Raw genomic sequence first — 21668 nt, 5'->3', positions numbered from 1 at the left:
CGGTTCAGCACCTGCGGCCTGCACTCAGCTCCAGTTGCTCCCCCTCGAAGCGTGCACGGAAGCCGCGGTCGTGCGAGACCGCGACCACTGCCCCCGGGTACGCGGCGAGCGCGTCCTGAAGGTCCTCGACCAGGTCGAGCGCGAGGTGGTTGGTGGGCTCGTCGAGGACGAGGAGGTCCGCGGGCCGCGTCACCAGGGTGGCGATCTGCAGCCGCCGCCGCTGTCCCGCGGACAGGGCGGCGACCGGGACGTGCAGGTCCTCCTGCCGGAACAGGCCCAGTGCCAGCAGTTGTTCGGCGTACTCGTCCGGCAGTCCGGGCCGCCCGGCGGCGAACGCGCCTAGCAGCGGAAGCCGCGTGGAGTGGGCGGGCAGTTCCTGTGCGAGATAGCCGATCCGGGCGGGGCGTCGGGCTGTGCCCGCGTCCGGCTCCAGGTCGCCCGCCAGGACGCGCAGGAGCGTCGTCTTGCCCGCGCCGTTCTCGCCCGTGACCAGCAGCCGTTGGCCGGGCGCGATGGCCAGGAGACCGTCGAGACGCAGCCGCTCCCCTACCCGTACGCCGTCGAGTTCGGCGAGGGAGCCCTGGGCCGGGCCGCCGTCCGCCGCCGACAGCGCCGTCGTGAAGCGCAGAGGTGCGGGAGGTGCCGCCACCGGGTTGCGTCGCAGCTGCGCCAGGCGCTCCCGGACGGAGCGTACCTGCCCGCCGAGCTTCGCCTCACTGGAGCGGCGGTGCTTGCCGAAACCCTGCTTCGGGTCACGGCCGGTGGTGGCAAGCCGCCTTTCCGCGGCCTCGAGCAGTTCTTCCATGCGGGTCATCTCCTCGACCCAGTCCGCGTACCGCTGTTCCGCGCCGCGCCGGGCGGCCGCCTTCGCGGCCCGGTAGCCGGCCCAGCCGTCGCCGTAGCGGCGCACGGTGCGCTGATCCCGGTCGACCTCGAGGATCGTGGTGGCGATGCGCTCCAGGAAGCCGCGGTCGTGTGTGACCGCGACGACGGTGCCGCGGTGTGCGCGCAGGTGCTCCTCCAGCCAGCGCACGGCCGCCGCGTCGAGGTGGTTCGTCGGCTCGTCGAGGAGCAGCAGTTCGGGGGCCGCGGCCAGGACGCAGGCGAGCGCGAGCCGCGACTGTTCTCCGCCGGAGAGCGAGCCGAGCCGGCGGTCGCGGGTGATCCGGGCGAGCCCGAGCCCGTGCATCGCGGCATCCACACGGGCGTCCGCCTCGTATCCGCCGCGTTCCTCGTATGCGATCAGCAGTTCGCCGTAGGCGGCGAGTTCCTCGTCCGACGCGTCTCCCAAAGTCTCCTCCGCCGCACGGAGCCTTCGCTCCATGTCGCGCAGTTCGCTCAGGGCGAGGTCGACGGCGTCCTGCACGGTGCGGGACGCGTCGAGATCGAGAGTCTGGGCGAGGTGTCCGGTACCGCCGGGGAAGCTGACGGTGATCTCCCCGGCGTCGGGAACTTCGGCCGCGGCGAGCAGCCGCAGCAGGGTGGACTTGCCGGAGCCGTTCTCGCCGATGACGGCGGCCTTCTCGCCCGGCCGGACGGTGAAGGAGACCTGGTCGAGTACCGTCCGGGTGCCATAGGACTTGGTGACGTCCTTGACGGACAGCTGCGCCACGGCAGCGTGGGCGGTGGGGGACAGAGCGGTGTGGGCGCGGTCGCGCATATGACTTCCCTGAACATGCGAAGGGCCTACGGGCAGCAGAAACGGCGGCATCGGCCGTGCCCGGGCTCAGACGAAGAAGAGGAAAGCCATGCCCCCACCTTAACAAGACGGATCGTCTCGCCTCAACTCGTTCCGCACAGGGCGGGCAGTCGTGACGTATGGCACGCCGCCGGGAGCGCCTGGAGAGGACACTTCGAGCTTCGCGCCTACTGGGCCGGGCGCTCGTGCGCGTGGACGTGCGATGACCGACGCCCACAGGGGCCCGGGGCCCACCCGGTGACCAGGTACAACTCACGTGAGATTAGGCGGGATCGGCAGCGCGAAAGGGGATGACGGAGTCTTGTCTTCAGGTATCGGCTCCCCACTGGTGGTTCGATGCGGGATCATGCGGCATGCACTCGGATGCCTGGCGTCTCTCCGAAGACCTCGACGACCTCCTTGCCCGCGCCGGAGCCTTTCTCTGCTCGCGCCCCGTCCTGCACAACACGCCGCTCACCGTGCTGGAGAAGTGGCGCACCAGCCCAAGCGCGTACACCCCTGGCAGTGTCCTCTTCGGCCGCCTGGAGTCGGAGGGCGAGACCCAGGCGATCTTCTTCCGGCCGCCGAGCCGCCGTCTGACGCTCACTCCCCTCTCCATCGAACAAGCCGACGCTCTGGCCGCCGAGTTGGCCGCCCTGGGCCACACGCTCACCGGCGTCACCGCGGACCACGACACCGCCACAGCCTTCGCCATGGCCTGGCACAAGCACACCGGCGCGACGCCGACGCTCCGGGTACGGATGCACCTTTACCGCCTCGGCACACTCACCCCGCCCGAGCCGCATCCAGAGGGACACGGCCGGGCAGTGGGCGACGAGGACCACGAGCACCTCATGCATTGGTGCCGTGAACTCGCCGCGGACCTCGGGGAGACCGTCACCATCGACGCCGCTTCCTGGGCGAGCACCCGCTTCGCCGAGAAGCAGTACACCTTCTGGGAGACCCCGGACGGCACCCCCGTCTCCATGGCCGGCGCGAACCCGATGGTCGCCGGCATGGTCCGTGTGGACCCCGTCTACACCCCTGCCCACCTCCGCGGCCGCGGCTACGCAGCCGCTGTGACCACCGAGGTCACCCGCGCCGCGCTCACCGCGGGTGCCACGGAGATCGTGCTGTACACGGATGCGGGCAACCCCACCAGCAACGCCCTCTACCAGCGCCTCGGCTACCGTCGGGTCACCGATTGGGCCCCGTACGACTTCACGTACGCCGAACCGGCACCCAGGTGAGCAGGTGGGCGACCCCGCAGATTGCCGCTGGGGCGCTCACGGCACCAGTGCGCGCACCGGAAAGCTGTGGATCTTCCTCAGCTAAAGTAAAGCAAGCGTTATACTTGTGCCATGGAGACTGAGAGTGCGCCTCAAACGCGGCGCCGTGGTGGCCGGGGAGCGCGCGAGCGCATCCTGCGCGCGGCCGCGAAGCTCTTCTATGAAGAGGGCATCCACGCCACAGGTATCGCGCGCCTGGTGGAAACCGCCGAGGTCTCCACGCGTACCTTCTACCAGCACTTTCCCACCAAGGCGGCGCTGGTGGAGGAGTACCTGCGCAGCTACGACGCCCGGCTGGCGCTGCGGATCGATCAGCACGTCACCCGTGAAGATCTCACGCCCAAGGAACAGCTGCTGGCCCTGTTCGGCATCGTCGCCGAGGCAGCCCCTGGCTCTTCGGGGGCAGTGAGCACCCGCGGCTGTCCGCTCCACAACGCTGCCGTCGAAGCCGCGGAGAGCATGCCGGACGTGCGCAAACTCGTCCAGCAGAACAAGCAGGGCATCACACAGTTGCTCATCGACATCTCCACCCGCGCAGGGGCGGCGGACCCGGAGCGCCTGGGGCGCCATCTGGCCGTCCTCGTCGCGGGAGCTACCGCTCTGTCGACGTCGCTGGACAGCCCCTGCCCGCGTCACGACGCGCTTGAGGCCGCCCGCGTGCTGATCGACAACGCCCTTCCCGAGGATCAGCCCGCCGGCTGAGGGGCGTCCGCGACGCGGTCGCCGGTCCGCCTTCTGCTGGGGTAAGCAACGGCCGGGCTGGCCGGGCGCACCGTCGGCCGCACAGAGGCCGACTTCCCGCCGGTCCCCCTGCCCGCGAAGAAGCGCGGGCGGTTCGGCCACCCCGGATCGAGCGGCACTCGGTCCCCAGTCCCCCGAACCGTCCGGGTGCCGCTCCTCCTGCCTCACCAGCCCGCTCAGGCCCCGCCCTCCCACACCGAAGGAGACCGGCATGTCCGACCGTCCGTGGCACGTCCTGCAGCATGTCCCTTTCGAGGGCCCCGCCCTTCTCTCGGGTGCCGCCGCCGAAGCCGGTGCGGAGCTGAAGGTGCACCACCTGTGGGACGGCGACCCCGTGCCAGGCCTGCGTGATACGGGCGGACTCATCGTCCTTGGGGGTCCGATGAACGCCCTGGACGACCGACGCCACCCACACCTGGCCGCCGAACGCCGCCTGCTGCGGCAAGCGCTGCGCGAGCGGGTACCGGTGCTCGGTGTGTGTCTCGGAGCCCAGTTGCTGGCCGCGGCGGCGGGGGCGGACGTGACACAGGGACCCGAGCCGGAGATCGGTCCGGGAAGCGTCTCGCTCGAGGCGGCCGCCCAGGACGATCCCCTTTTCCACGGCCTCGGCCCGCGGACGCCGGTGTTCCACTGGCATCAGGACACCTTCACGCTTCCTGAGGGTGCCCTTCTCCTCGCCTCCAGCGGACGGTACCCGAACCAGGCATTCCGGCTCGGTCCCCGGGCATGGGGCTTGCAGTTCCACATCGAGGTGGACGCGGCGGCGGTCGAAGGCTTCGGCCACCTGCTGCCGGAATCCACCCGCCCGTCGGAGGAGGAGATCGACGCGATCGCCGCCGTCGGCGGCGTCGTCCTGCCCCGGCTGTTCCACTCCACGCAAGCGATCTGACACACCGGCCTGGGTGACCGACGACGGCAGCCGGCCGCGGTGACCAGTTCGGAGAACGTCGCCCGGGAGGATTCAGCGGAGCTTGGTGGGGTCGAGGATCTGGTCCGGCGGCGGCGGGGTGGTGTCGACGGGCTTGTTGTAGTCGCTGAAGGTGACGTCCGCGGGCTCGTTGCCGCCTGTGACAGTGGCCTTCAAAATGTAGGGCTTGCCCTCTTTGGCGATGTAGACGGTGGTGGTCTCGGTCGTGGTCCTTTCGGCGAGTACGGCGACCGGTCGGCCGCCGACGACGGCATCGGCTTCGCGGGTGGGGTTTCCGCCGGATGCAGGGCTCAGCGCCTCGGTCAGAGAGCCGAGGCGGTTGCACATGCGCCCGGCAGTCGCCGACATCAGTCTGGGGGGCTTGACCCAGCGGCCCGCGAAGAGGGCGACCATCGCCTCGGTCTGCTCGGCTGTCATCTCGCGGCTGAAGGTGGCGCGCCAGAAGTCGTCCTGTGCCTTGACGTAGACGAGCGGACCGCTCTTGATGATGTGCATGATGCCCAGGGAGTTCCCGACCGCCCCGTTGCAGGAGCCGAGGGCGTCCAGGGCCAGGTCGACCTCCAGTTGTTGACCATCACTGCTGATCGTCCCGGCAAGGCGGAGGCTTGTGGCGTTCCTGAAGGCTTCCCGGGCCTGCTTGTCGATCTGCTGGGTCGTCATGGTGTCGAAGGGGTGCTTCGTCCGGTCGCCGACGCTGTCTTCTTCGCGCCGTCCTCGGCACGGTCCTCCGAACTACAGCCGCTGGTTGCCACGGTGGCGGCGGCGCACAGCACCGCGGTGGCGGCGCGATGAACGATGGAGTGCTTCACGTGCGGGTTTCCTCCCCTGTTGATCTTCGCTGACTGTATGCGGTCAAGGCCGGCACGTGCAGGGGGCTTCGCTCCAGCGTGGGCCGAAGTCCGTGCCGCCGGTGGAGACCACGTCGGTGCGGCCCCGTCGCCTGGTGATGTCGCCGACGCAGCAGCGGAGGAGAGTGAACAGCGCCTGCGATTCCGGCACCTCGTCTCAGGTGACTCTCGTGCACTCCCGGACCAGGGATCTCCGTTTGCGACCGACGCGGGCTGCGGTGATCGTGAGGAGAGGTGCGAAATTGCTGCGCCCCTTACGGAAGGTGCACGCCATGGCGGGTAATGATCTTGGCTCTCTGCTCGGCAGTCTGCTGGGTGGCGGCCAGGGAAGCAGCGGCCAAGGAGAAAACATCCTCGGTGCGCTACTGGGCGCGCTGATGCGTGGTGGCGCCGGCGGTGCGCAGGCGACGGGGAACGGAGACAACCCGCTGGCCGGCCTACTGGAGATGCTGGCCAAGAGCGGCCTCGCCGAGCAGGCTCAGTCCTGGGTCGGGACGGGTGGGAACCAGCCCGTCACCGGCGCACAGGTTGCCCAGGCCCTGCCCGACGAGACTCTGCGGCACGTTGCCGAGCGAGCGGGCGTCCCTCCCCATCAGGCCGCCGACGAGATCGCCCAGGTGCTTCCCCAGGCCGTCGACAAGCTCTCCCCCAACGGTCACATCCCGTCGGGCTCGCTGGAAGACATCATCAGGCGGCAGCGACTCTGACCCCGACGCGGGCTTGCCCGCCCCGCCGTATCGTCCTCCATGGAAGACGAGGGCCGGCGACGCTGTCACAAGCGTCACCGTCGACTCCCCTGTGTGCGCCGCTCGCTGATCGAGAGCGGCGCACAGCCCATTTGGTGGTGGTACGGCAGGCCGCCATGAACGGCTTGTCTTCCCTGTCCCACCGTCAGCCGTGCCCGCCCTCGTCGGGGCACACCCGGCGGCCGCCGGTCCGGGGGCGGCTGCTCCGGTCGAGCGGGCCGAGCCAGGGACCGGAAGCCCATACCCGAAACCACGGTGGCGACTGTAAGATCACCTGGATTTCGATGAGGCGGATACGACGGCCGGGGGGCCAGGGACACCGCAGGACGGTGTGCGTCCCGCCTCAATTCCATGGGGAGGACCGTCTTGGCTCGTCATCTTTCACGCACGCGTGTCGCCACCGCCCTGGTGGTGTCGCTGTCACTGGCCGTAGGTCCGCTCTCCTTGCAGGCCTCGGCCGACGCGGGCACGTTCGGCGAGACCAGGATTCCCGCGACCATGCGCGTCATCCCGGCGTACGGCTCCGTGACCAGTGTCGGGCCCTCCGGTTTTCTGCACGTCGCCGTAGACCCGAGCGGTGCCGGGGGGCTGGAGTGGACGGGCCTGGACGGTTCGAGCCGCAAGCTCGCCGGCACGCAGTCGGTCGACCCCGTCGAGTACTACGGCACGGCATCCGATGTGGTGGCGCTGCCCCCTGCCCGTGGCACGAGCGACGTGCAGCTGCGCGACATGGCCACCGACGAGACCATCACCCTCACTGTCCCGTCGGGCCAGAGCTACAACAGAACGATCGGCACCACGGTGGTGACCAGGGGCGGGGTCAGGGCCGACGGCGAGTGGACGGAACTGCATCTGCTCGACGACGACAACGGCACCACGGTGGACCGCCCCGTGACGGGCCTTCCGGAGGGCTCCTCCATACTCTTCGTCCTGCGAGCCGGCCTGCACGGGTTCCTCACGATGCTCAGGGTGCCCGGGCAGGACACCACCCAGTACGCCTGGATCGACCTGGACGCCGCCCACGCCACGCCTCTGCCCTACGGCACGGTGTACGGCAACTCCACGGTGACGGCTCGTCACCTGGTGACGCCCCAGCCCGGCGGCGTACGGATCTATGAACAGGGCCGGTTCGACGCACCCGTACGCGAGGTCGAGGTCAGCTTGAAGGACTCCAAGGTCCTCGGCGTCGTCGGCGACTCCCTGATCGTGGCAAGGTACGACCCCGCGTTCGGAACGAAGACGTACCAGGCGGCCCAGTACAGAGTCGTGGCCGTACCCTTCGACGGCTCCGGCGAACGCACGCTGCTCGCCCGTGCCGTGGCGGACCGGATCGCCGTCCGGCCGGACGGCGGCGTCCAGCTCGTCGGCGGCCAGTCCGCCGAGGACTACGGCTACCAGGCGATCACCGCCGGGGCGGACGGCGTACCGAACGCGACGCGTGTGCTGCGTGTTCCCCCGGTCCCGATGCAGATCCAGCGGCTGACGGTGGATCACGGCATCGTCCGCACGCTGGAGTACGGCGACGGGATCACGCACGCATACGACCGGCGACTCGTCGAAGCCCAGCCCGGGTACGGCGAGCGCCGGCGGATCGGTAGCCTGCCTGTTCCCCTCAACAGATGCTCGTCCGGCAACGGGTCGTGCCCCGAGCTGTACCCCACCGGCGACGGCCGGAGCGTGTACCGGGGAATGGTGAGCCGGGACGGCACATGGGAACCGACGCTCTTCGTCGTAGGGAGGGGCGAGGCGTTCCCCGGCACCCCGCGCGAGACGGGGCTGCAGGACAGCTTCGACGAATCCGACCATCAGGTGCGGATCATCGGAGCATCCGGAAACCTCGTGCTGGTCGAAGGCACACCCGTCGGCGGCGGGAGGGAACTGCGCGTCATCGACATCGACTCCGGCAAGGTGGTGCACAAGGAGTCGTACCGGGCAGGCGCGCTCTGGGGGACCACGCTGTGGACCTCCACCCCGAACGGCACGGTGACAGCCAGGGACACACGTACCGGAGCCACACTGACCACCGTCACCGTGGGCACCGGATGCGTCTCCATCGTCGATCTGCAGGCGGTGGGCAAGTGGTTGTACTGGCGGTGCCAGACCAGCAGCGCTCCGTCGGCGGCAGGTGTGTACGACCTCCAGGCCCGGAAGTCCCTCGCGCTTCCCGCCGTCAACGCGACCACCTACCTCGCCGGTCAGGCCTACCTCGGGGACGGCCGCATAGCGGTCCGCGGCCAGCAGGGTCTCGATGTCTACGGCCTCCAGACCGGAACGCCGGTGCGGCAGGCGACCGTCGGTGCCGGCCTGGTGGCGATGGACGCCCGCAACGGTGACATCGCGTACACCGCGCCGGGTCAGACCGTCCATGTCCTGCACACCGGGCGCCCCGCGGCCGCCCTGGTCTCGCCGTACCGGAGCGTCGGCGCCCGAGTGGAGACGGACTCGACCCCGCTGACCTGGAAGGGCGAGTGGTGGCTCTCCGAGCCGGCGGCCTCCTGGACAGTGGAGGTGCGGCACAGGGCCACCGGCCGACTGGTGGCCACGCGCAGTGGCGGACCGGCCGAGTACTCCGTGGCGACGCAGTGGGACGGTCGTGACGCGGCCGGTGGGCTGCTGCCCAACGGCGCCTACACCTGGACGCTCACGGCTCAGCCGGCCGACGGCCAGGGCGCACCGCTGGTGCAGTCGGGCACGGTCGGCCTGACGGGCGGCACGACGGTGTGGCGGGACCACATCGGCGGCTCCACGCTGCCCGACGGGATCGGCGACCTGCTCACGGTGAGATCCTCCGGGACGCTCACCTTCCACCGGGGGGACGGCGCCGGGAAGTTCTCCTCGACGATGTCGACCGGCGGCTGGCCGGCATCCGTCAGGGCGCTGCCCTACGGCGACCTCAACGGCGACCGGTGCGCCGATGTGCTGGTCCGGCCGGGCGACGGCACCCTGCGTCTCTACAAGCCCGCGTGTGGGTCGGTTCCGAAGCCGACGACGCCGTACACCTCGCTCGGCAGCGGCTGGAATCAGTACGACGTGATGACGTCACCGGGCGATGTCACCCAGGACGGGCGGCCGGACCTCATCGCCCGGAACAGCTCGACGGGCACGGTGTACCTGTACAAGGGCACCAGCACCGGCCGGCTGTCCGCGCGGGTGAAGCTCTGGGACAACTGGAAGGTCTACAAGAAGATCGTCGGCGTCGGGGACATCAACGGCGACGGCATCGGCGATCTCCTCGCGCAGGACACCTCCAACAACCTGTACCGGTACTCCGGCCGGGGCAACGGGGCCTTCACACCCCGAGTGAAGCTGTCCGCCAACTGGGGCGGGTCGTACAACACGGTCGTCGGCGTCGGCGACATCACCGGGGACGGCAAAGCCGACCTCGTCGCGCGCCACGCCACCGGGACTCTCCACCGACTCACCGGCTCCGGCAGGGGCACGTTCAGCGGCCCCGTGAAGATCGGTACGGGGTGGCAGATCTACAAGACCCTTTCCTGACCCGGTCTCAGGTCAAGTCGCGACGCGGGCCTGCTGAGGTTGTGTCCGACCTCAGCAGGACTCGCTCCCGTCGGGCAGCGACCTCGGGTCGCTCGGAATCCCTGTGCTGAACGCCCCCGGTCCGCCGGGCGGAAGCGGGGGCGCCGAGCCGGGGTGCGCTCAGTCGTTGTCGTAGTACCAACTGGTGCAGAAGCTTGCCCCGTTGAAGCGGGCGCATGCCCGCATGGAGTAGTGCAGGTTGTTCAGGTCGTTGGAGAACTGGCTGTTGAACGGGCCGCACTGCGTCCAGTTCCTTCCGCCGTCGGTGGAACGGTCCACCCAGGTCTGGTCGCCGGACCGGTAGCCGCTCCGGATCGCCGCGAACGAGTGGTCGCTCAGCCGCTGGTTGACCAGCGCGATCTTCACCGTCCGCCCGCCGTGCGTCACGGTCAATGTCTTGACGTCGTGGTGGGCTATCCCGTTGCCCGGCCAGCTGCCGCAGTTCGTGTCCGCCACGGCGGTCGGCGCCGCGACCACCGACAGGGGCAGGGCGAGCGACGCTGCCGCGAGCATCAAACCGGTACGTCGCCGGATCCTCGACACCATTGACTTCCTCTCTGAACCTGGATGATGGGAATGAAACAGGACGGCCTCCCGGCGCGTCGCGGACAGTCTGACCGGTCCATACGGCCCTGTCCTCGCTTTCCGATATTTGGCATGCGACTGCCAACAGCGCCCGGACTACCAGGGAGGCGGTCACACCCTGCTAGTTGGCACCGGCCGCGGGAACAGTGCCGGTCAGTGGCTTCGGGTGCGCGCATCATCCCTCTTGTTCGGCGGTTCCCGCGACGGCCGGGCCGAGATCGGCGGGGAGATGGCGCACCGCCAGCGCGACGGCTTCCCCGGCCGTGGCGGCCTCGCCCAGGACGTCGCCGGACTGCGGATGCTTCTTCAGGCGGAACGGGCTGCCATGGTGTGACGGCACGATGGCAACCTCGTCGCGGAACGGGTAACCCGTGCAGGAGCTGAAGCCGAGTGTCCAGTGACTGGAGAAGACATAGAGCTGTCGCAGCCGCTGTTCTGCATGGGCCGCTTCCACGAGTTCACCGAACCCTGTGAACTCCGGTGCCTCGGCTGCCTGCTCCCGCATCGTGCGCCACTGCAGCTCCACCACCGCTGCCGGCCCGCGTTCATGTGCTTCGGCGCGCTGACTGGAGCGAAGAAACGACAGCTCGGCCCGCAGCTCCCGCAGGCTCCTGCCCGCCCCCCCACGCCGCTCCAGCCCTGACGACATCCGCCAAGTCGGGCGTGGCTCCGGTGATGAGTTCGACTCCGCGACTCCAACCGGAGACACCGAACCAGCGGCTCTCGGCCCCGATGTGAACGGACAGCGGCTTGCGCTCAGGGACCGACGAGGCGATGCCGGCCGACACCCGTGGGCCCCCATCGCCAGGTACCAGGGTGAGATCGACGCCGAGTTCGACCGCCTGGTGTTCCAGCGCTGCGGCCAGGCTGCCCGACGCAGCCAGTTCAGGGTAGAGGTTGGAGTCCATCTCCCTAGTCTGCCGTTGTAGCCACTCCTCGCGGCCCGGTCGCCGGCCGCGACGTGAGCCGGCGACATACCCACCTCACTCCTGGCGGGGTGCAGCCACGGGTAAGTCGGGAGCCCGTGCTGCTGCCCTACCTGGATCTCGACGCCGAGCAGGTGCCGGGCCCGCCGTAGCGCGGCCAGTGCGTCTCCCTGACGGTCGCGGGCTCACAGCGCCAGGGCCGGCAACCGCCAGCCCTCCTCGTGCAGCGGCTGTTCCCGGGTCAGCGCGCCCGCGTCGGCGAGGGCCTGCGCGGCCTGCCCGCAGCCGAGCCGGGCCGCGGCGAGACGTACTCGAGCGGTGCGGTGCACCTCCTCCAGACGGGCGCGTTCAGCAGCGGTCCACGGCTCGTCCGGGAATTCCGCGTACGGCTGCCCGCCCCCACGAGGCGAGGACCTCGGCGAGGCCCTCGGCGGCGACATCAGCGGGCAGCTCCGCGGCCGAGCAAGCCGCCACCCGGCTTTCGAACACCCAGGCGCCCACCGCGTCCTGCTCCAGGGCGAGGGCGTAGCCGTAGGGCTCGCTGACCAGCAGCCGCGCAGGCGTGCGCGGCGCCCGCTGTGGCTCGAGTACGCGGCGCAGACGTGCGATGCAGGCATGGAGTGATGCCTGCGCGCTCGACGGGAGACCTACAGCGGGCTGAGGGATGGACCGACGCGAATCCCTTGTTCCGCGCGGGCAGTTGACAAGGCGGCAAGGCGTGCTTCCGAGAGGCGGATGTGCATGGGCTCACCAGCAGGCTCCCTCGCCGCCGCGGTAAGAACTCCTAACAAAATGATCTTCGAGCGGTCAGGATAGGTCCGGGGTGGGGGTGGCCTGACTGAAGTCGCCGACGTGCAGGGCCGCGGTGGGTATCGCCCAGTGCAGGGTGCCGCCGTCGCCGCCCATGTACCACTGGTCGTTTCCGGTCAGTTGGAGCAGGTGATGGTAGTCGTTCGGGTCGGCGTCGGCAGGCAGGTTCGGCCCGTTGCTTGTAGTGCCCTGGTGCCGGCCGAAGGCAAGGTCCACGCGGTCTCCGGGGCCCGGGGGTTCGATCACGCCGTGCGGCCGGTCGGACCATCGGGGGAATATCTCCTCCAGGAACACGAAGCTGCCGCCGCAGGTTTTGTCATCGAGCTCGGGCCCGAGGTTTACGGTCTGCCAGACGGGATCGAAGGTGTGGGGAAGGAGGAGCCCGTAGGTTGCGGCCCATGGGGTCGGCTCGAAGACGCTGGCGCGGGCTGGCGGGTCCACCTCGACCGTATGTGCGGAACGAGCCGCGAGCACGCAGCCCAACGCCCGCTCGTTGCGGAAGCCGTACTTGTCGTACAGGTCCCAGGCGTCGGGGTGGGCCTGTTTGGACTGGGTGTCGAGGTAGAAGAAGTTGAGCAGGCCGGTCCCCGGCGGGACGAGGCCGTCGAGCCAGGGGGCCAGCGGATCGGTGTCCAGGACGGCGTGCAGGCTCAGCGGAAAGCCGTCACAGGTCGGCCAAGGCGTGCCGGGCTCGAGCAAAGCCCTGCCGCCGAAACGGCTGTACCCCGCCGCCTCGCCAGGCCCGGCTGGGGTCAGGGCGAATCCTGGCCGGGCGAGCTCGACGATCCGTGCGGCGACCTCCGCGTCGACTTGCGCGGCACAGAAATCCCGCAATGCGGAGAGCATTGCCTGCGGGCCCATCGGGTCAACTGAATCCATGCAGAAGAGTAGAGCACCCGCCTCTGACAACCTGACCGCATCGACGGTCGCGCACAGTTCCTCGGCGCTGTTGGCCATTTCCTATCGGAACGGCTTCAGGCGCCGCCAGCAGATGAGTGCGCATCCGAGGGTGAGGAGGGCTTGGTGGATGTCGTCGCGGATCTCCCAGCGGATCCGCAGGCGGCGGAACCAGTGCAGGTGGGCGAAGGCGCGCTCGACGACCGAGCGTTGTGTGCCCAGTCCCGAGCCGTGCTCGGTGCCGCGGCGCGCGATCAGCGGCTTCACGCCGAGGCCCCAGACCAGCCGGCGGTACTTGTCGTGGTCGTAGCCGCGGTCGGCCAGCACCATGTCCGGACGGCGGCGGGGTCGGCCGCACTTGGCTCGCACCGGCGGCACGGCTTGAAGGAGTGGAATCAACTGGGTGACGTCATTGCGGTTGCCGCCGGTCAGGGTGGCAGCGAGCGGGATGCCGGTCGCATCGGTGATCAGGTGATGCTTACTGCCCGCCCTGCCCCGGTCCACAGGGCTTCGTCCTGTCTTGGATCCCCCTTTAACGCCCGAATGTGGGAGCCGTCGACCGCCGCCCAGGAGAAGTCCAGGGCATTCGCTCGGCGCAACTCGGCGAGCAGGACCTCGTGCAGACGTGGCCACACCCCGGCCTCGGTCCACTCGGCAAGGCGGCGCCAGCAGGTCATGCCCGAGCCGAAGCCAAGTTCCTGCGGCAGGTGTTCCCAGGAGATCCCGGTGTGCAGCACGAACAGAATGCCCTGGAACATCAGCCGGTCCGGATGCCGTTTACGTCCCGGATGCCGCCTCCGGCGCTCAACTGTGGGCAACAGCGGCTCGATCACCGCCCACAACCCGTTGTCGACTTCCCATGGCTTCGACCGTGCCACCCCACACTCCCACATCAACGGTCCCAGAGAGTGATCCAATCACCTCGAAGATCATTTCGTTAGGAGTTCTAAGGCGCTCGGTGAGGGTGTAGACGGCATCAGCCGTAGGCGCTGTGCACAGCAAGTGGACCTCGACGTGAAGCAGCCACAGACGACTGGTCAGGTCCCGGACCTCGTCGGCCGCCGCCTCTTCGCCGGCGTGGCCACGCTCCGCGACCCGCTCGACTTCTCGGACGAGCGCGAAGAAGCGGATCAGGACGTCCTTGCGTTCGTCTCGCAGTCGGAGCTCAGCCGCGCGTTGTTCTTGATCAGCTGATGTGCGCGCACGCCACCGTTCACCGAGAAGAGAGCCGGTGATGCCGATACCGGCGCCGAGCAGACCGCTGACTGCGGTAATGATGCTCACCCAAATGCCCACGCCACCACTGTGGTGCAATGCTGAGAGCTACGTCCCCAGTTCGGTGAAGCTGCTCCTGTTCGCTGTACGTGTCTTCACTTACTGACGGGGCTCTCCCTAACGCGCCACGCGGTGGCGGAGGTAGACCACTTTCGAGCTGAAGGTGCGGGTCTCGACGAGTTCGAGGTCCACCCGGCGCTCACGCTGGGGAAAGAACGAGATGCCGCCGCCGACCAGCACCGGATAGACCATGGCCCGGTACTCGTCGATCAGACCCGATGCGGCCGCCTCGGCGGCGAGGGTCGCACCGCCGATAGCGATGTCGCCCTCCCCCGGCTCCTCTCGCAACCGCTCGATCTCCTCCGCCAGACCGCCGGAAGCCAGGCGGGCATGGCCCTGCACCGCGGACAGCGTGGTGGAGAACACCACCTTCGGCAGCGGTTTCCAGAGCGCGGTCCACTCGAGCATGGCGTCGTCGAGCGATGGATCCTGCTCGGCGGTCTCCCAGTAGAGCATCGTCTCGTACAGCCGTCGTCCCATCAGGTGGACCCCGACCTCTCGAATCTCGTCGATCCAGAAGCGAAAGACCTCCGAGTCGGGGGCCGTCCAGTCGAAGTCGCCGTCAGGCCCGACGATGTAGCCGTCAAGTGAGACGCTCATCGAATAGGTCACGCTGCGCGCCACAACGTCCTCCTCGTGCACCGATGGAGAGGGCGCTGCGAATGACGGGAGCGAGACAGCCTTCGCGGCTCACGGAAACCCTCACCTGAGGAACCAGCATGCCCAGTGGGCAGCTGTCCGCAGTCATGGTCGCGAACCGATTCAGCGCCCACCAGGGGTTACGATCGCCGCCGGGCGGCGGGGTGGCACGCGTGGGTGCGTGCCCGTCCGCGGGCGGGCCGAGCGTCACGGCAGCGCGTCACGGCAGCGCGTCACAGCATACGCACTCTCCACATGCGGACGGACAGAGCGCCGAGTTGCACGCCACGGTGTTCCAGCCGCCGGCCGACTCTTGCTCGGAACCGACGGGTACGGTGCGCGGCCGCTCAAGCCAGACCAGCAGCGGCACGCTCCGCCGCAAAGCAGACGTCGCACGTGAGTCGTCGGGCTTCGGGCCTGGGTGGAGGGTTGGGCACACCAGGAACCGATTCGCTGGTGACATGCAGGTGCGTGCGGCACATCCCAGCTCCGCACCGGGCGCACGAGGCTACCGCGACGGCCTGTACCGGTTGGAGCGCATTGGTAGCGCAGTCGTAGCAGTTCATGGCGACCGGCCTTTCTCGACCATAAAGCTACTGACGAGACTTGCTGTCATTCCCCCCCCCACCGTCGAAGTACTCCCTGAGCCTGACATGCGTAGTGTCACCGCCCGGGCTGGCGTTCCGTGATCTCCTGGAGGACCCAGCCGTTGCCGTCCGGATCGCTGAAGGTGGCGTAGGAGGCGTAGGAGGTACGGTCCGGGTGTACACCGGGAATCCTCTCCTGACCTGCGCCGCGGTGGACGGCGTCTCCGGCCTCGTGGCCGTGGTGCAAAAGCCCTCCGGCGTCGTGGAACACCTCGCTCACCTCGATGCCTCGGCCGACGAGCTCCGCGCGGGCCTGCTCCACGTCCGAGACTATGAGGTAGAGGCCCTGGGTCGAGCCGGGGGCTGCGGAGAGCGTGCCCTTGCCGAAGATGATCGAGCACCCGGATCCAGGCGGTGTGAAGTGCACCAGCCGGTAGTCGTCGCTGAACGTGTGGTCGACGTCCAAGCGGAATCCCACCGCCTCGTAGAAACTCTTGGCCCGGTCGACATCAGAGACGGGCAGCATGATGACTTCGAGCTTCAGCTCCATATTCGCACACACCTTATGTTGTGACGTACGCGGATTCCGCGCGTTACCAGCCGAGTACTCGGAAGGAAACCAAATTCGTCACCTGCCAAACTGACTTTCACCACCATCGGGCAAGGGGACATCTCAGCAGACGGGCGGAACTCGCCCTTCCAGCGTGCCTCCAGCGCGGCGCACGCGCACCCTGAGGAGCGGTCCTCATTCGCACTCGGGCCGGTACGCCAAGGCGGGTTGCGTCATGGATGGTGGAGAGATGGACCTTGCGAAGTCGAACTGCCGGTCTACCGAGCGTAGCGGGCAGTCACCTCTGGTCACGAGGTCACTGTTCGTGACCCACTTGGGAATATGTAATCGTCGCTCCCATCACCGTCGGCCAGAATTCATGAAGGTGGGTCGGCGCCCTCACATGCAAGGCGGGAAGTGTTCTTGCACAATCCGCTCGCTTTCCCTGCAGAATCCGACGCGCAGAACTCGCGCACTCGCACCCATCACGGCCACACCCAAGCGCCGGTCCAACGGCTCTGCACGCGGCCCCCGCCTGGGGCGATTATGCGATGTCCCCGTCGTTCATCAGGCCGCGGGAAAGACGTGTCCCCCCGCCGCACCTGGCTAATCCGCCGCCACTCGGAACCCCGTGTCGCGTTCGACCAGTGGGGCCTCTTCGCCGCCAGTGAGCGCCGTGACCAATTCGTCCAGGTCCGCTCCGAGCGGAGTGTCGCAGTCCCAGACCGCCTCGTAAGCGATCTCGACGGGTGTTCCCGCCTGGAGAAGGGGACGACAACTCGTGTGCTCATGAGTGATCTTGGAGCGGGGCAGGAGTGCCGCGCCCAGCCCCATCGCCGCCCACTCGTCCACCGCCCTGAAGCTGGCGGCTTCCCCCGGGTATGCACGAAGTGCCAGATCGTGGGTCTGGAAGAGTTCGGTGGTGAAGGTGGTCAGTCCGCAGGTACTGGGCCCGAGGATGTAGGCGGCGTCCGCCACGGCCTTGAGTTCGACGGGGCTGTCGTCCCCGTCGACGGCGGGATCGATCACCACCACCGGTTCGCGGGCGATGACGCGGTGCCGCAGGGTGGGCATGCCAGGCACGGCGGGGACGAGCACGATGTCCAGTCGTCCCGCCTGCAGATCGGCGCGCAGCGGGTCAAGGTCCGCCTCCCGCAGCACGAGGTCGCGTGGACGTTGCAGGGTACGGGCGGCCCGGAACGCCCGAGCGACGAGTTCGGACCCGATCACTGGTGACACGCCCATGCGAATGGTTTCGGTGACCGGACTGGACAGCCGCTGAGCCTCGGCGGCCAGGGTGTCGAGGGACCCTAGGACGTGGTCGATCAGGGGCAGGATCCGTGCGCCGTCCTCGGTGGCCTTCACCCCACGCGGTGAGCGGTCGAAGAGGCGAACACCGAGCTCCTCCTCCAGCCGGGCGACGCCGTTGGACAGGGACGGTTGCGTCACCCCGTACTCGCGTGCAGCGGCACTGAAGGATTTCGTCCGAGAGACGGTCTGGGCATATCGCAGCGCCTCGATATTCACGGCTCTCTCCTCCTGGCGATAGCCGCAGGCTATACCCGCATTCACTCAGATCCTCTACCGGACCCCTGTGGAGCGCCCTACAGTCATAGGCATCACCCGGACATATGGGACGGGATGGACGCGAACCCGCGCCGTCACCGCACACCAAGAGTTGAGGCTCACGGCGCTCACCGTGAGCATCGATGTCCGATATGTGAAGTTTTGCACATCACAGCAACCACGCATAGAACGCGCATCAAGGAGCAGCAGCATGCCCAGCAACGCCCTCGACTTCACCGGGCAGAAGGTCATCGTCATCGGCGGGACCAGCGGTATCGGTCTGGCCGTCGCCCGCCGTGTCCTCGAAGGCGGCGGCAGCGCCGTCGTCACCGGCCGGTCCGAGAAGAAGGCCGCGGAGGCGGTGGCCGAGCTGGCCGTCCACGGGGACGCCGTCGCTCTGACCACCGACCTGTTCGACCGCGCGGCCGTGGACCGTCTGAGCGCCACCCTGACCGAGCAGCACCCCGACGCCACCCTTCTCGTCAATTCCGCCGGGATCTTCGAGCCCAAGTCCTTCCTTGAGCACACCCAGGACGACTACGACCGCTACCAGGCCATCACGCGGGCCTTCTACTTCGTCACCCAGGCCGTGACCGCCAACATCATCGACCGCGGCAGCAAGGGAGCCGTCGTCAACATCGGCGGCATGCTGGCCCACCAAGCCATGGCCGCCACTCCGTCCTCGGCCTACTCCGTGGCCAAGGCCGGTCTGCACTCCCTCACCCAGCACCTGGCCATGGAGCTCGCTCCGCACGGTATCCGCGTCAACACCGTGGCCCCGGCCGTGGTCCGCACACCGATCTACGAAGCCTTCCTTCCCAAGGACGAAATCGACAGCACTCTCGACGGGTTCAACACCTTCCACCCTCTCGGCCGCGTCGGGACCCCGGACGACGTCGCCCCCGCGGTCGCCTTCCTGCTGTCCGACCAGGCCGACTGGATCACCGGCGCCACCTGGGACGTCGACGGCGGCGTCAGGGCCGGACGCAACAACTACTGACCGGCCCCGTCGACGCCACAGGAGCGCATCGTGTCCTACCACGAGCACAACGACCATCAGTACGCCAAGCACATCCGCGCCGGCGCCCCGGAGGCGTTCAAGGCCTTCATGGCCTGGGACAACCAGGTACTGCGTGGCAGCAACAACGTCATCTCACGCAAGCACACCGAACTCATGGCGGTAGCGGTGGCCCTGACCACCCAGTGCGCGTACTGCATCGAGGCCCACACCAAGGCCGCGCACTCCGCGGGCGCGACGCAGCAGGAACTGGCGGAGACCGTCATGATCGCAGCGGCGCTGCGCGCCGGCGGCGGCTACGCACACGGCTTCATGGCCATGAAGTTCTTCGACCAGGCGGAGACGAACGCCGCCTAGGGAGCCGACCCGGCAGCCGCAGCCGCAGCCGCGGTCACTGCCGCTGGCGCTGCCGGGCACACCCGAGCGGTGTGCCCGGCGGCGGCCGTCGCCCGCCACGATGCTTCCCTCCCGCCATCCCCATCCCCCATCCCCCATCCATCCGCATCTGCCATCTGCCATCTGCCATCTGAGAAAGACTCACCCGTGAGCACCCTCACCCCCACATCCCACATGCCTGTCGTCTCCGACGGCCGCTCAGTCCTCATGCGGCTCTACCTGGGCCGCGGTGTGCTGGCCGTGGGCTGGGCCGTGGCGTTCGCCGCGTACAAGGATCCCCTGGGCGCCGCAGCGCGGTGTCGTCACTGATCGACTACCGCGCCCGCACCGACAGGTCCGAACGCCGCGTCACGATGTTCAATGGCGTGCTCAGCACCCTCTTCGTTCTCCCCCTCGGCCTGGCGGGGGCCAGCGGTGTGCCGGCGGTGCTCCATGTGTTCGGCGCCTGGGCCATCATCTCCGGCGTCGCCCAGGTAGCGGTCGGCGTTCGCCGTCGCAGCGTCGAACTCGGAAAACAGTGGCCGATGCTTCTCTCCGGCGGTCTGTCCGTCCTCGCGGGCATCTTCTGGAACACTCTGGCCCTTGCCGACGACCCCATGCTCGACGTACTGGTCCACTACACCGCGGCCGGCGGCACCTTCTACATCGTTCAGGCCTGCCTGATCGCCCGCCGCACCCACACCGGCCCCGGCGTGCGCTCCGGGGCGGCGGCGACATGACATCGCCGATTCCCCGGGACGTCAATGGCCAGCGAGTGCGGCCGCGAACCGGTGCGGTTCGCTGCGACCCTTCGCTGGTTCGGCCGTCTCGAACGGTCGGCAGTCAGTGAGTCAGTGGTCGATTGTCAGAGTGCGCGCGGAGCGGGCGGTGCCGCCCGGCGATCCGGCTACACACAAGGCGCCTTGCGCCAGAAGCTCCCGCCGGTTCCACTGCCGAGCTGACTCGGCCTTGGGGTCCTTCGCCGAGGACTGCCCGAAGGAGCATGGCCGGAAGGATCGTAGAGTGCGCTCATGCGCGAGATCATCGAACCGCCGACGGGTGCCCCGAGACCAGCTGCGTTGACAGACTTGCTGGATCGGGGCCGGTCCGCCGCCCAGACCGGAGACTGGGTCGCCGCAGCCCACGCCTGGGTCCAGGCCGCCATGCGAGGCAGCCGTGCGGGAGCGGAGTGGGCCACGCAGGCAACCGCCGAGATCCGGCCGTTGGCCGATGCCGGCTCGGCGGAGGCCGCCGCGCTGTTGTCCGGGATCTTGCTGGACTACTTCGACGAGTCGGCATTGCCGCTGGCTGTGGCGTACGCCAAGGCGTCGGCAGAGGCGGGGAATCCGGCAGGTCAACGCACCTACGGGTACATGCTCGTGGAAGGTATCGGTGTCGAGCAGGACCCCGGGGCCGCGGCCGAGATGTTCCACGCGGCAGCCGAAGGCGGCGACAGGTATGCGGCCTTCAATCTCGCCCAGCAAACCGCTGACGACGGAGAATCCCTGCGCCTGCTGAAACGTGCCGCGGAGCAGGGCCTCGCCGAGGCCGGCGCCGTGCTCGCCGACCGGCTCTCCGAGGTGGATCGGGATGAGGAGGCGATGAGCTGGTACCTCTGGGCAGCGGAACGGGGCCACACGGGGGCCATGTACGCGGCGGGCTGCTGGTACCGCGACGGGTTCGGCGTCCAGCCTGACCCGGTCCAGGCGGTGCGCTGGTACTTCACGATGTTCGACCACGGTGACGGCAACGGAATCCACGATGCCATCCAACTCGCGAAGGCCGGTGCCATGACGGAAAGCCAGATCCGAGAGGCCGGTCAGCTCGCGGGCCTGCCGGCCGCGGCGGAATCACTGATCGATGTCGTACAGGGCAAGCGACCTCCGAACAGCTGGCACCAGAGGCTTCGTTGAGTCTTCCGGTCCGGGCGCGGGCGTAGGGAGTCGTCGGTGGGTGAAGGCAAGATGCAGGCAGCACTCGACGCTCTCCTCGGCTATGCGAGGGCGTCCATCGCGGGCCTGGCCGGCACATACCAGCCATCACCGAACTCCCATCGAAGCGGTCGCGCGTGCGCCGCGCCCTACGCCTCCAGCGCGCCCCGGATGAACTCCAGCACGGTCCTGATCCGTCGAGCATCGAACCCACCGGGCTCCACGTTCGGGGGCCGGCCGGCGATCCAGCCGGCCGTCACCTCTGCATTCCGCTCCCTGTCCCGTCCAGCCTGATGCACCAGTCGCGCAGCGCGCCGCCATGCTTCATGAGTGCGGACCGGGGTGCGCGGCTACTGTCTTCCCCTGCACGGCATCAGCACGGCTCTGCCTATCGGCTGTCGGAGTTGAGCACCGACCTCACAGAGCAATTGGCCGATACGCTCGCGCCTGATCGACTACTTCATCCGCGGAAAGCTCCCGCTCCGACGGCCAGAAGATCAAGTCGCGAATAGCTGCACGAGGGCGACCGCCTCCGCGCGGCTCATCTCCACAGCACTCAATCGATTCCCTCCAGAGCTTCACCCTAATAGGACTCCGTTAGGTCTGTCTCGATCTTGTTGTCGTACGGGCTCTGGTGGGGAGGGGTTGCTGGCAGCTGGTGCAGATGCCGGTCCAGCACCTC

22 protein-coding genes and 1 pseudogene are annotated in these 21668 nt (G+C 68.6%); 9 read left to right on the top strand and 14 right to left on the bottom strand.

What is annotated here, in order from left to right:
* Positions 1-4: 4 nt before the first annotated feature.
* Positions 5-1660: a ribosomal protection-like ABC-F family protein gene (gene abc-f / locus ACIHCM_RS35070; RefSeq protein ID WP_399905303.1), complete on the bottom strand. Its 1656-nt coding sequence runs from the start codon at positions 1658-1660 to the stop codon at positions 5-7.
* Positions 1661-2052: 392 nt separating this feature from the next.
* On the opposite strand from abc-f, the gene ACIHCM_RS35065 reads away from it, so the two are divergent.
* The 3 genes from ACIHCM_RS35065 (at position 2053) to ACIHCM_RS35055 (ending at position 4597) form a co-directional block, all read left to right on the top strand.
* Positions 2053-2928 carry a GNAT family N-acetyltransferase gene (locus ACIHCM_RS35065; protein WP_399905299.1) on the top strand — a complete coding sequence of 292 codons (876 nt, stop codon included), beginning with the start codon at positions 2053-2055 and terminating at the stop codon, positions 2926-2928.
* Positions 2929-3039: 111 nt separating this feature from the next.
* Entirely contained in the window at positions 3040-3669 is a 630-nt protein-coding gene (locus ACIHCM_RS35060) for a TetR/AcrR family transcriptional regulator (RefSeq protein ID WP_399905296.1), read from the top strand.
* Positions 3670-3919: 250 nt separating this feature from the next.
* Positions 3920-4597, top strand: a complete 678-nt coding sequence (locus tag ACIHCM_RS35055) for a type 1 glutamine amidotransferase (protein WP_399905292.1) — start codon at positions 3920-3922, stop codon at positions 4595-4597.
* A gap of 72 nt (positions 4598-4669) precedes the next feature.
* On the opposite strand, the gene ACIHCM_RS35050 is transcribed toward ACIHCM_RS35055, so the two are convergent.
* Both ACIHCM_RS35050 and ACIHCM_RS35045 read right to left on the bottom strand, forming a co-directional pair.
* Entirely contained in the window at positions 4670-5296 is a 627-nt protein-coding gene (locus ACIHCM_RS35050; RefSeq protein WP_399905289.1) for a hypothetical protein, read from the bottom strand.
* Positions 5293-5445, bottom strand: coding sequence for a hypothetical protein (locus tag ACIHCM_RS35045; protein WP_399905286.1), 153 nt, complete (start codon positions 5443-5445; stop codon positions 5293-5295). Before ACIHCM_RS35045 ends, ACIHCM_RS35050 begins: the two co-directional genes overlap by 4 nt.
* Positions 5446-5756: 311 nt before the next feature.
* On the opposite strand from ACIHCM_RS35045, the gene ACIHCM_RS35040 reads away from it, so the two are divergent.
* Together ACIHCM_RS35040 and ACIHCM_RS35035 are read left to right on the top strand one after the other, a co-directional pair.
* Positions 5757-6191 carry a YidB family protein gene (locus tag ACIHCM_RS35040; RefSeq protein WP_399905283.1) on the top strand — a complete coding sequence of 145 codons (435 nt, stop codon included), beginning with the start codon at positions 5757-5759 and terminating at the stop codon, positions 6189-6191.
* Between the two features lie 405 nt (positions 6192-6596).
* Positions 6597-9728: an FG-GAP-like repeat-containing protein gene (locus tag ACIHCM_RS35035; protein ID WP_399905280.1), complete on the top strand. Its 3132-nt coding sequence runs from the start codon at positions 6597-6599 to the stop codon at positions 9726-9728.
* Between the two features lie 159 nt (positions 9729-9887).
* On the opposite strand, the gene ACIHCM_RS35030 is transcribed toward ACIHCM_RS35035, so the two are convergent.
* From ACIHCM_RS35030 to ACIHCM_RS34985, 10 genes are all read right to left on the bottom strand, one after another.
* Positions 9888-10313 (bottom strand): hypothetical protein, encoded by a 426-nt coding sequence (locus ACIHCM_RS35030; protein ID WP_399905276.1) that lies wholly within the window; start codon positions 10311-10313, stop codon positions 9888-9890.
* A gap of 214 nt (positions 10314-10527) precedes the next feature.
* On the bottom strand, positions 10528-10881 hold the full coding sequence (locus tag ACIHCM_RS35025; RefSeq protein ID WP_399905273.1) for a DUF6193 family natural product biosynthesis protein: 354 nt from the start codon (positions 10879-10881) through the stop codon (positions 10528-10530).
* 582 nt (positions 10882-11463) lie between these two features.
* Entirely contained in the window at positions 11464-11718 is a 255-nt protein-coding gene (locus tag ACIHCM_RS35020; protein WP_399905270.1) for a BTAD domain-containing putative transcriptional regulator, read from the bottom strand.
* Positions 11719-12085: 367 nt separating this feature from the next.
* Positions 12086-13045, bottom strand: a complete 960-nt coding sequence (locus ACIHCM_RS35015) for a DUF1963 domain-containing protein (RefSeq protein WP_399905267.1) — start codon at positions 13043-13045, stop codon at positions 12086-12088.
* 3 nt (positions 13046-13048) lie between these two features.
* A protein-coding gene (locus tag ACIHCM_RS35010) for an IS5 family transposase (protein ID WP_399905403.1) occupies positions 13049-13878 on the bottom strand; the annotation gives its coding sequence in 2 pieces (ribosomal slippage) (positions 13049-13521 and positions 13521-13878; 831 coding nt in all).
* The gene (locus tag ACIHCM_RS35005) at positions 13790-14281 is read right to left on the bottom strand and encodes a hypothetical protein (protein WP_399905406.1); all 492 of its coding nucleotides are present in this window, start codon (positions 14279-14281) and stop codon (positions 13790-13792) included. Before ACIHCM_RS35005 ends, ACIHCM_RS35010 begins: the two co-directional genes overlap by 89 nt.
* Before the next feature lie 96 nt (positions 14282-14377).
* Complete coding sequence (locus ACIHCM_RS35000; RefSeq protein ID WP_399905264.1) at positions 14378-14944, bottom strand: dihydrofolate reductase family protein; 567 nt, start codon at positions 14942-14944, stop codon at positions 14378-14380.
* Between the two features lie 362 nt (positions 14945-15306).
* The gene (locus ACIHCM_RS34995; RefSeq protein WP_399905261.1) at positions 15307-15525 is read right to left on the bottom strand and encodes a DUF2180 family protein; all 219 of its coding nucleotides are present in this window, start codon (positions 15523-15525) and stop codon (positions 15307-15309) included.
* A gap of 97 nt (positions 15526-15622) precedes the next feature.
* On the bottom strand, positions 15623-16096 hold the full coding sequence (locus ACIHCM_RS34990) for a VOC family protein (protein ID WP_399905258.1): 474 nt from the start codon (positions 16094-16096) through the stop codon (positions 15623-15625).
* Between the two features lie 606 nt (positions 16097-16702).
* Positions 16703-17623 (bottom strand): LysR family transcriptional regulator, encoded by a 921-nt coding sequence (locus ACIHCM_RS34985; protein ID WP_399905255.1) that lies wholly within the window; start codon positions 17621-17623, stop codon positions 16703-16705.
* A 250-nt stretch (positions 17624-17873) separates the two neighbouring features.
* Here ACIHCM_RS34985 and ACIHCM_RS34980 point away from each other — a divergent pair, with 250 nt between their 5' ends.
* From ACIHCM_RS34980 to ACIHCM_RS34965, 4 genes are all read left to right on the top strand, one after another.
* Entirely contained in the window at positions 17874-18662 is a 789-nt protein-coding gene (locus tag ACIHCM_RS34980) for an SDR family NAD(P)-dependent oxidoreductase (protein WP_399905252.1), read from the top strand.
* Positions 18663-18692: 30 nt separating this feature from the next.
* Entirely contained in the window at positions 18693-19037 is a 345-nt protein-coding gene (locus ACIHCM_RS34975) for a carboxymuconolactone decarboxylase family protein (protein ID WP_399905249.1), read from the top strand.
* Between the two features lie 335 nt (positions 19038-19372).
* Positions 19373-19795: a DUF308 domain-containing protein gene (locus ACIHCM_RS34970; protein ID WP_399905246.1), complete on the top strand. Its 423-nt coding sequence runs from the start codon at positions 19373-19375 to the stop codon at positions 19793-19795.
* Between the two features lie 291 nt (positions 19796-20086).
* Complete coding sequence (locus ACIHCM_RS34965) at positions 20087-20968, top strand: tetratricopeptide repeat protein (RefSeq protein WP_399905243.1); 882 nt, start codon at positions 20087-20089, stop codon at positions 20966-20968.
* Between the two features lie 435 nt (positions 20969-21403).
* Here the strand turns inward: ACIHCM_RS34965 and ACIHCM_RS34960 are convergent.
* A pseudogene (locus ACIHCM_RS34960) lies at positions 21404-21493 on the bottom strand (e9imm peptide); the annotation flags it as partial.
* Positions 21494-21668: the final 175 nt, after the last annotated feature.

The sequence above is a fragment of the Streptomyces sp. NPDC052023 genome (assembly GCF_044548465.1).
Classification (GTDB): Bacteria; Actinomycetota; Actinomycetes; order Streptomycetales; family Streptomycetaceae; genus Streptomyces.
The sequence above is the reverse complement of the archived record's forward strand: the minus strand, read 5'-3'. Positions and strand labels throughout refer to the sequence as shown.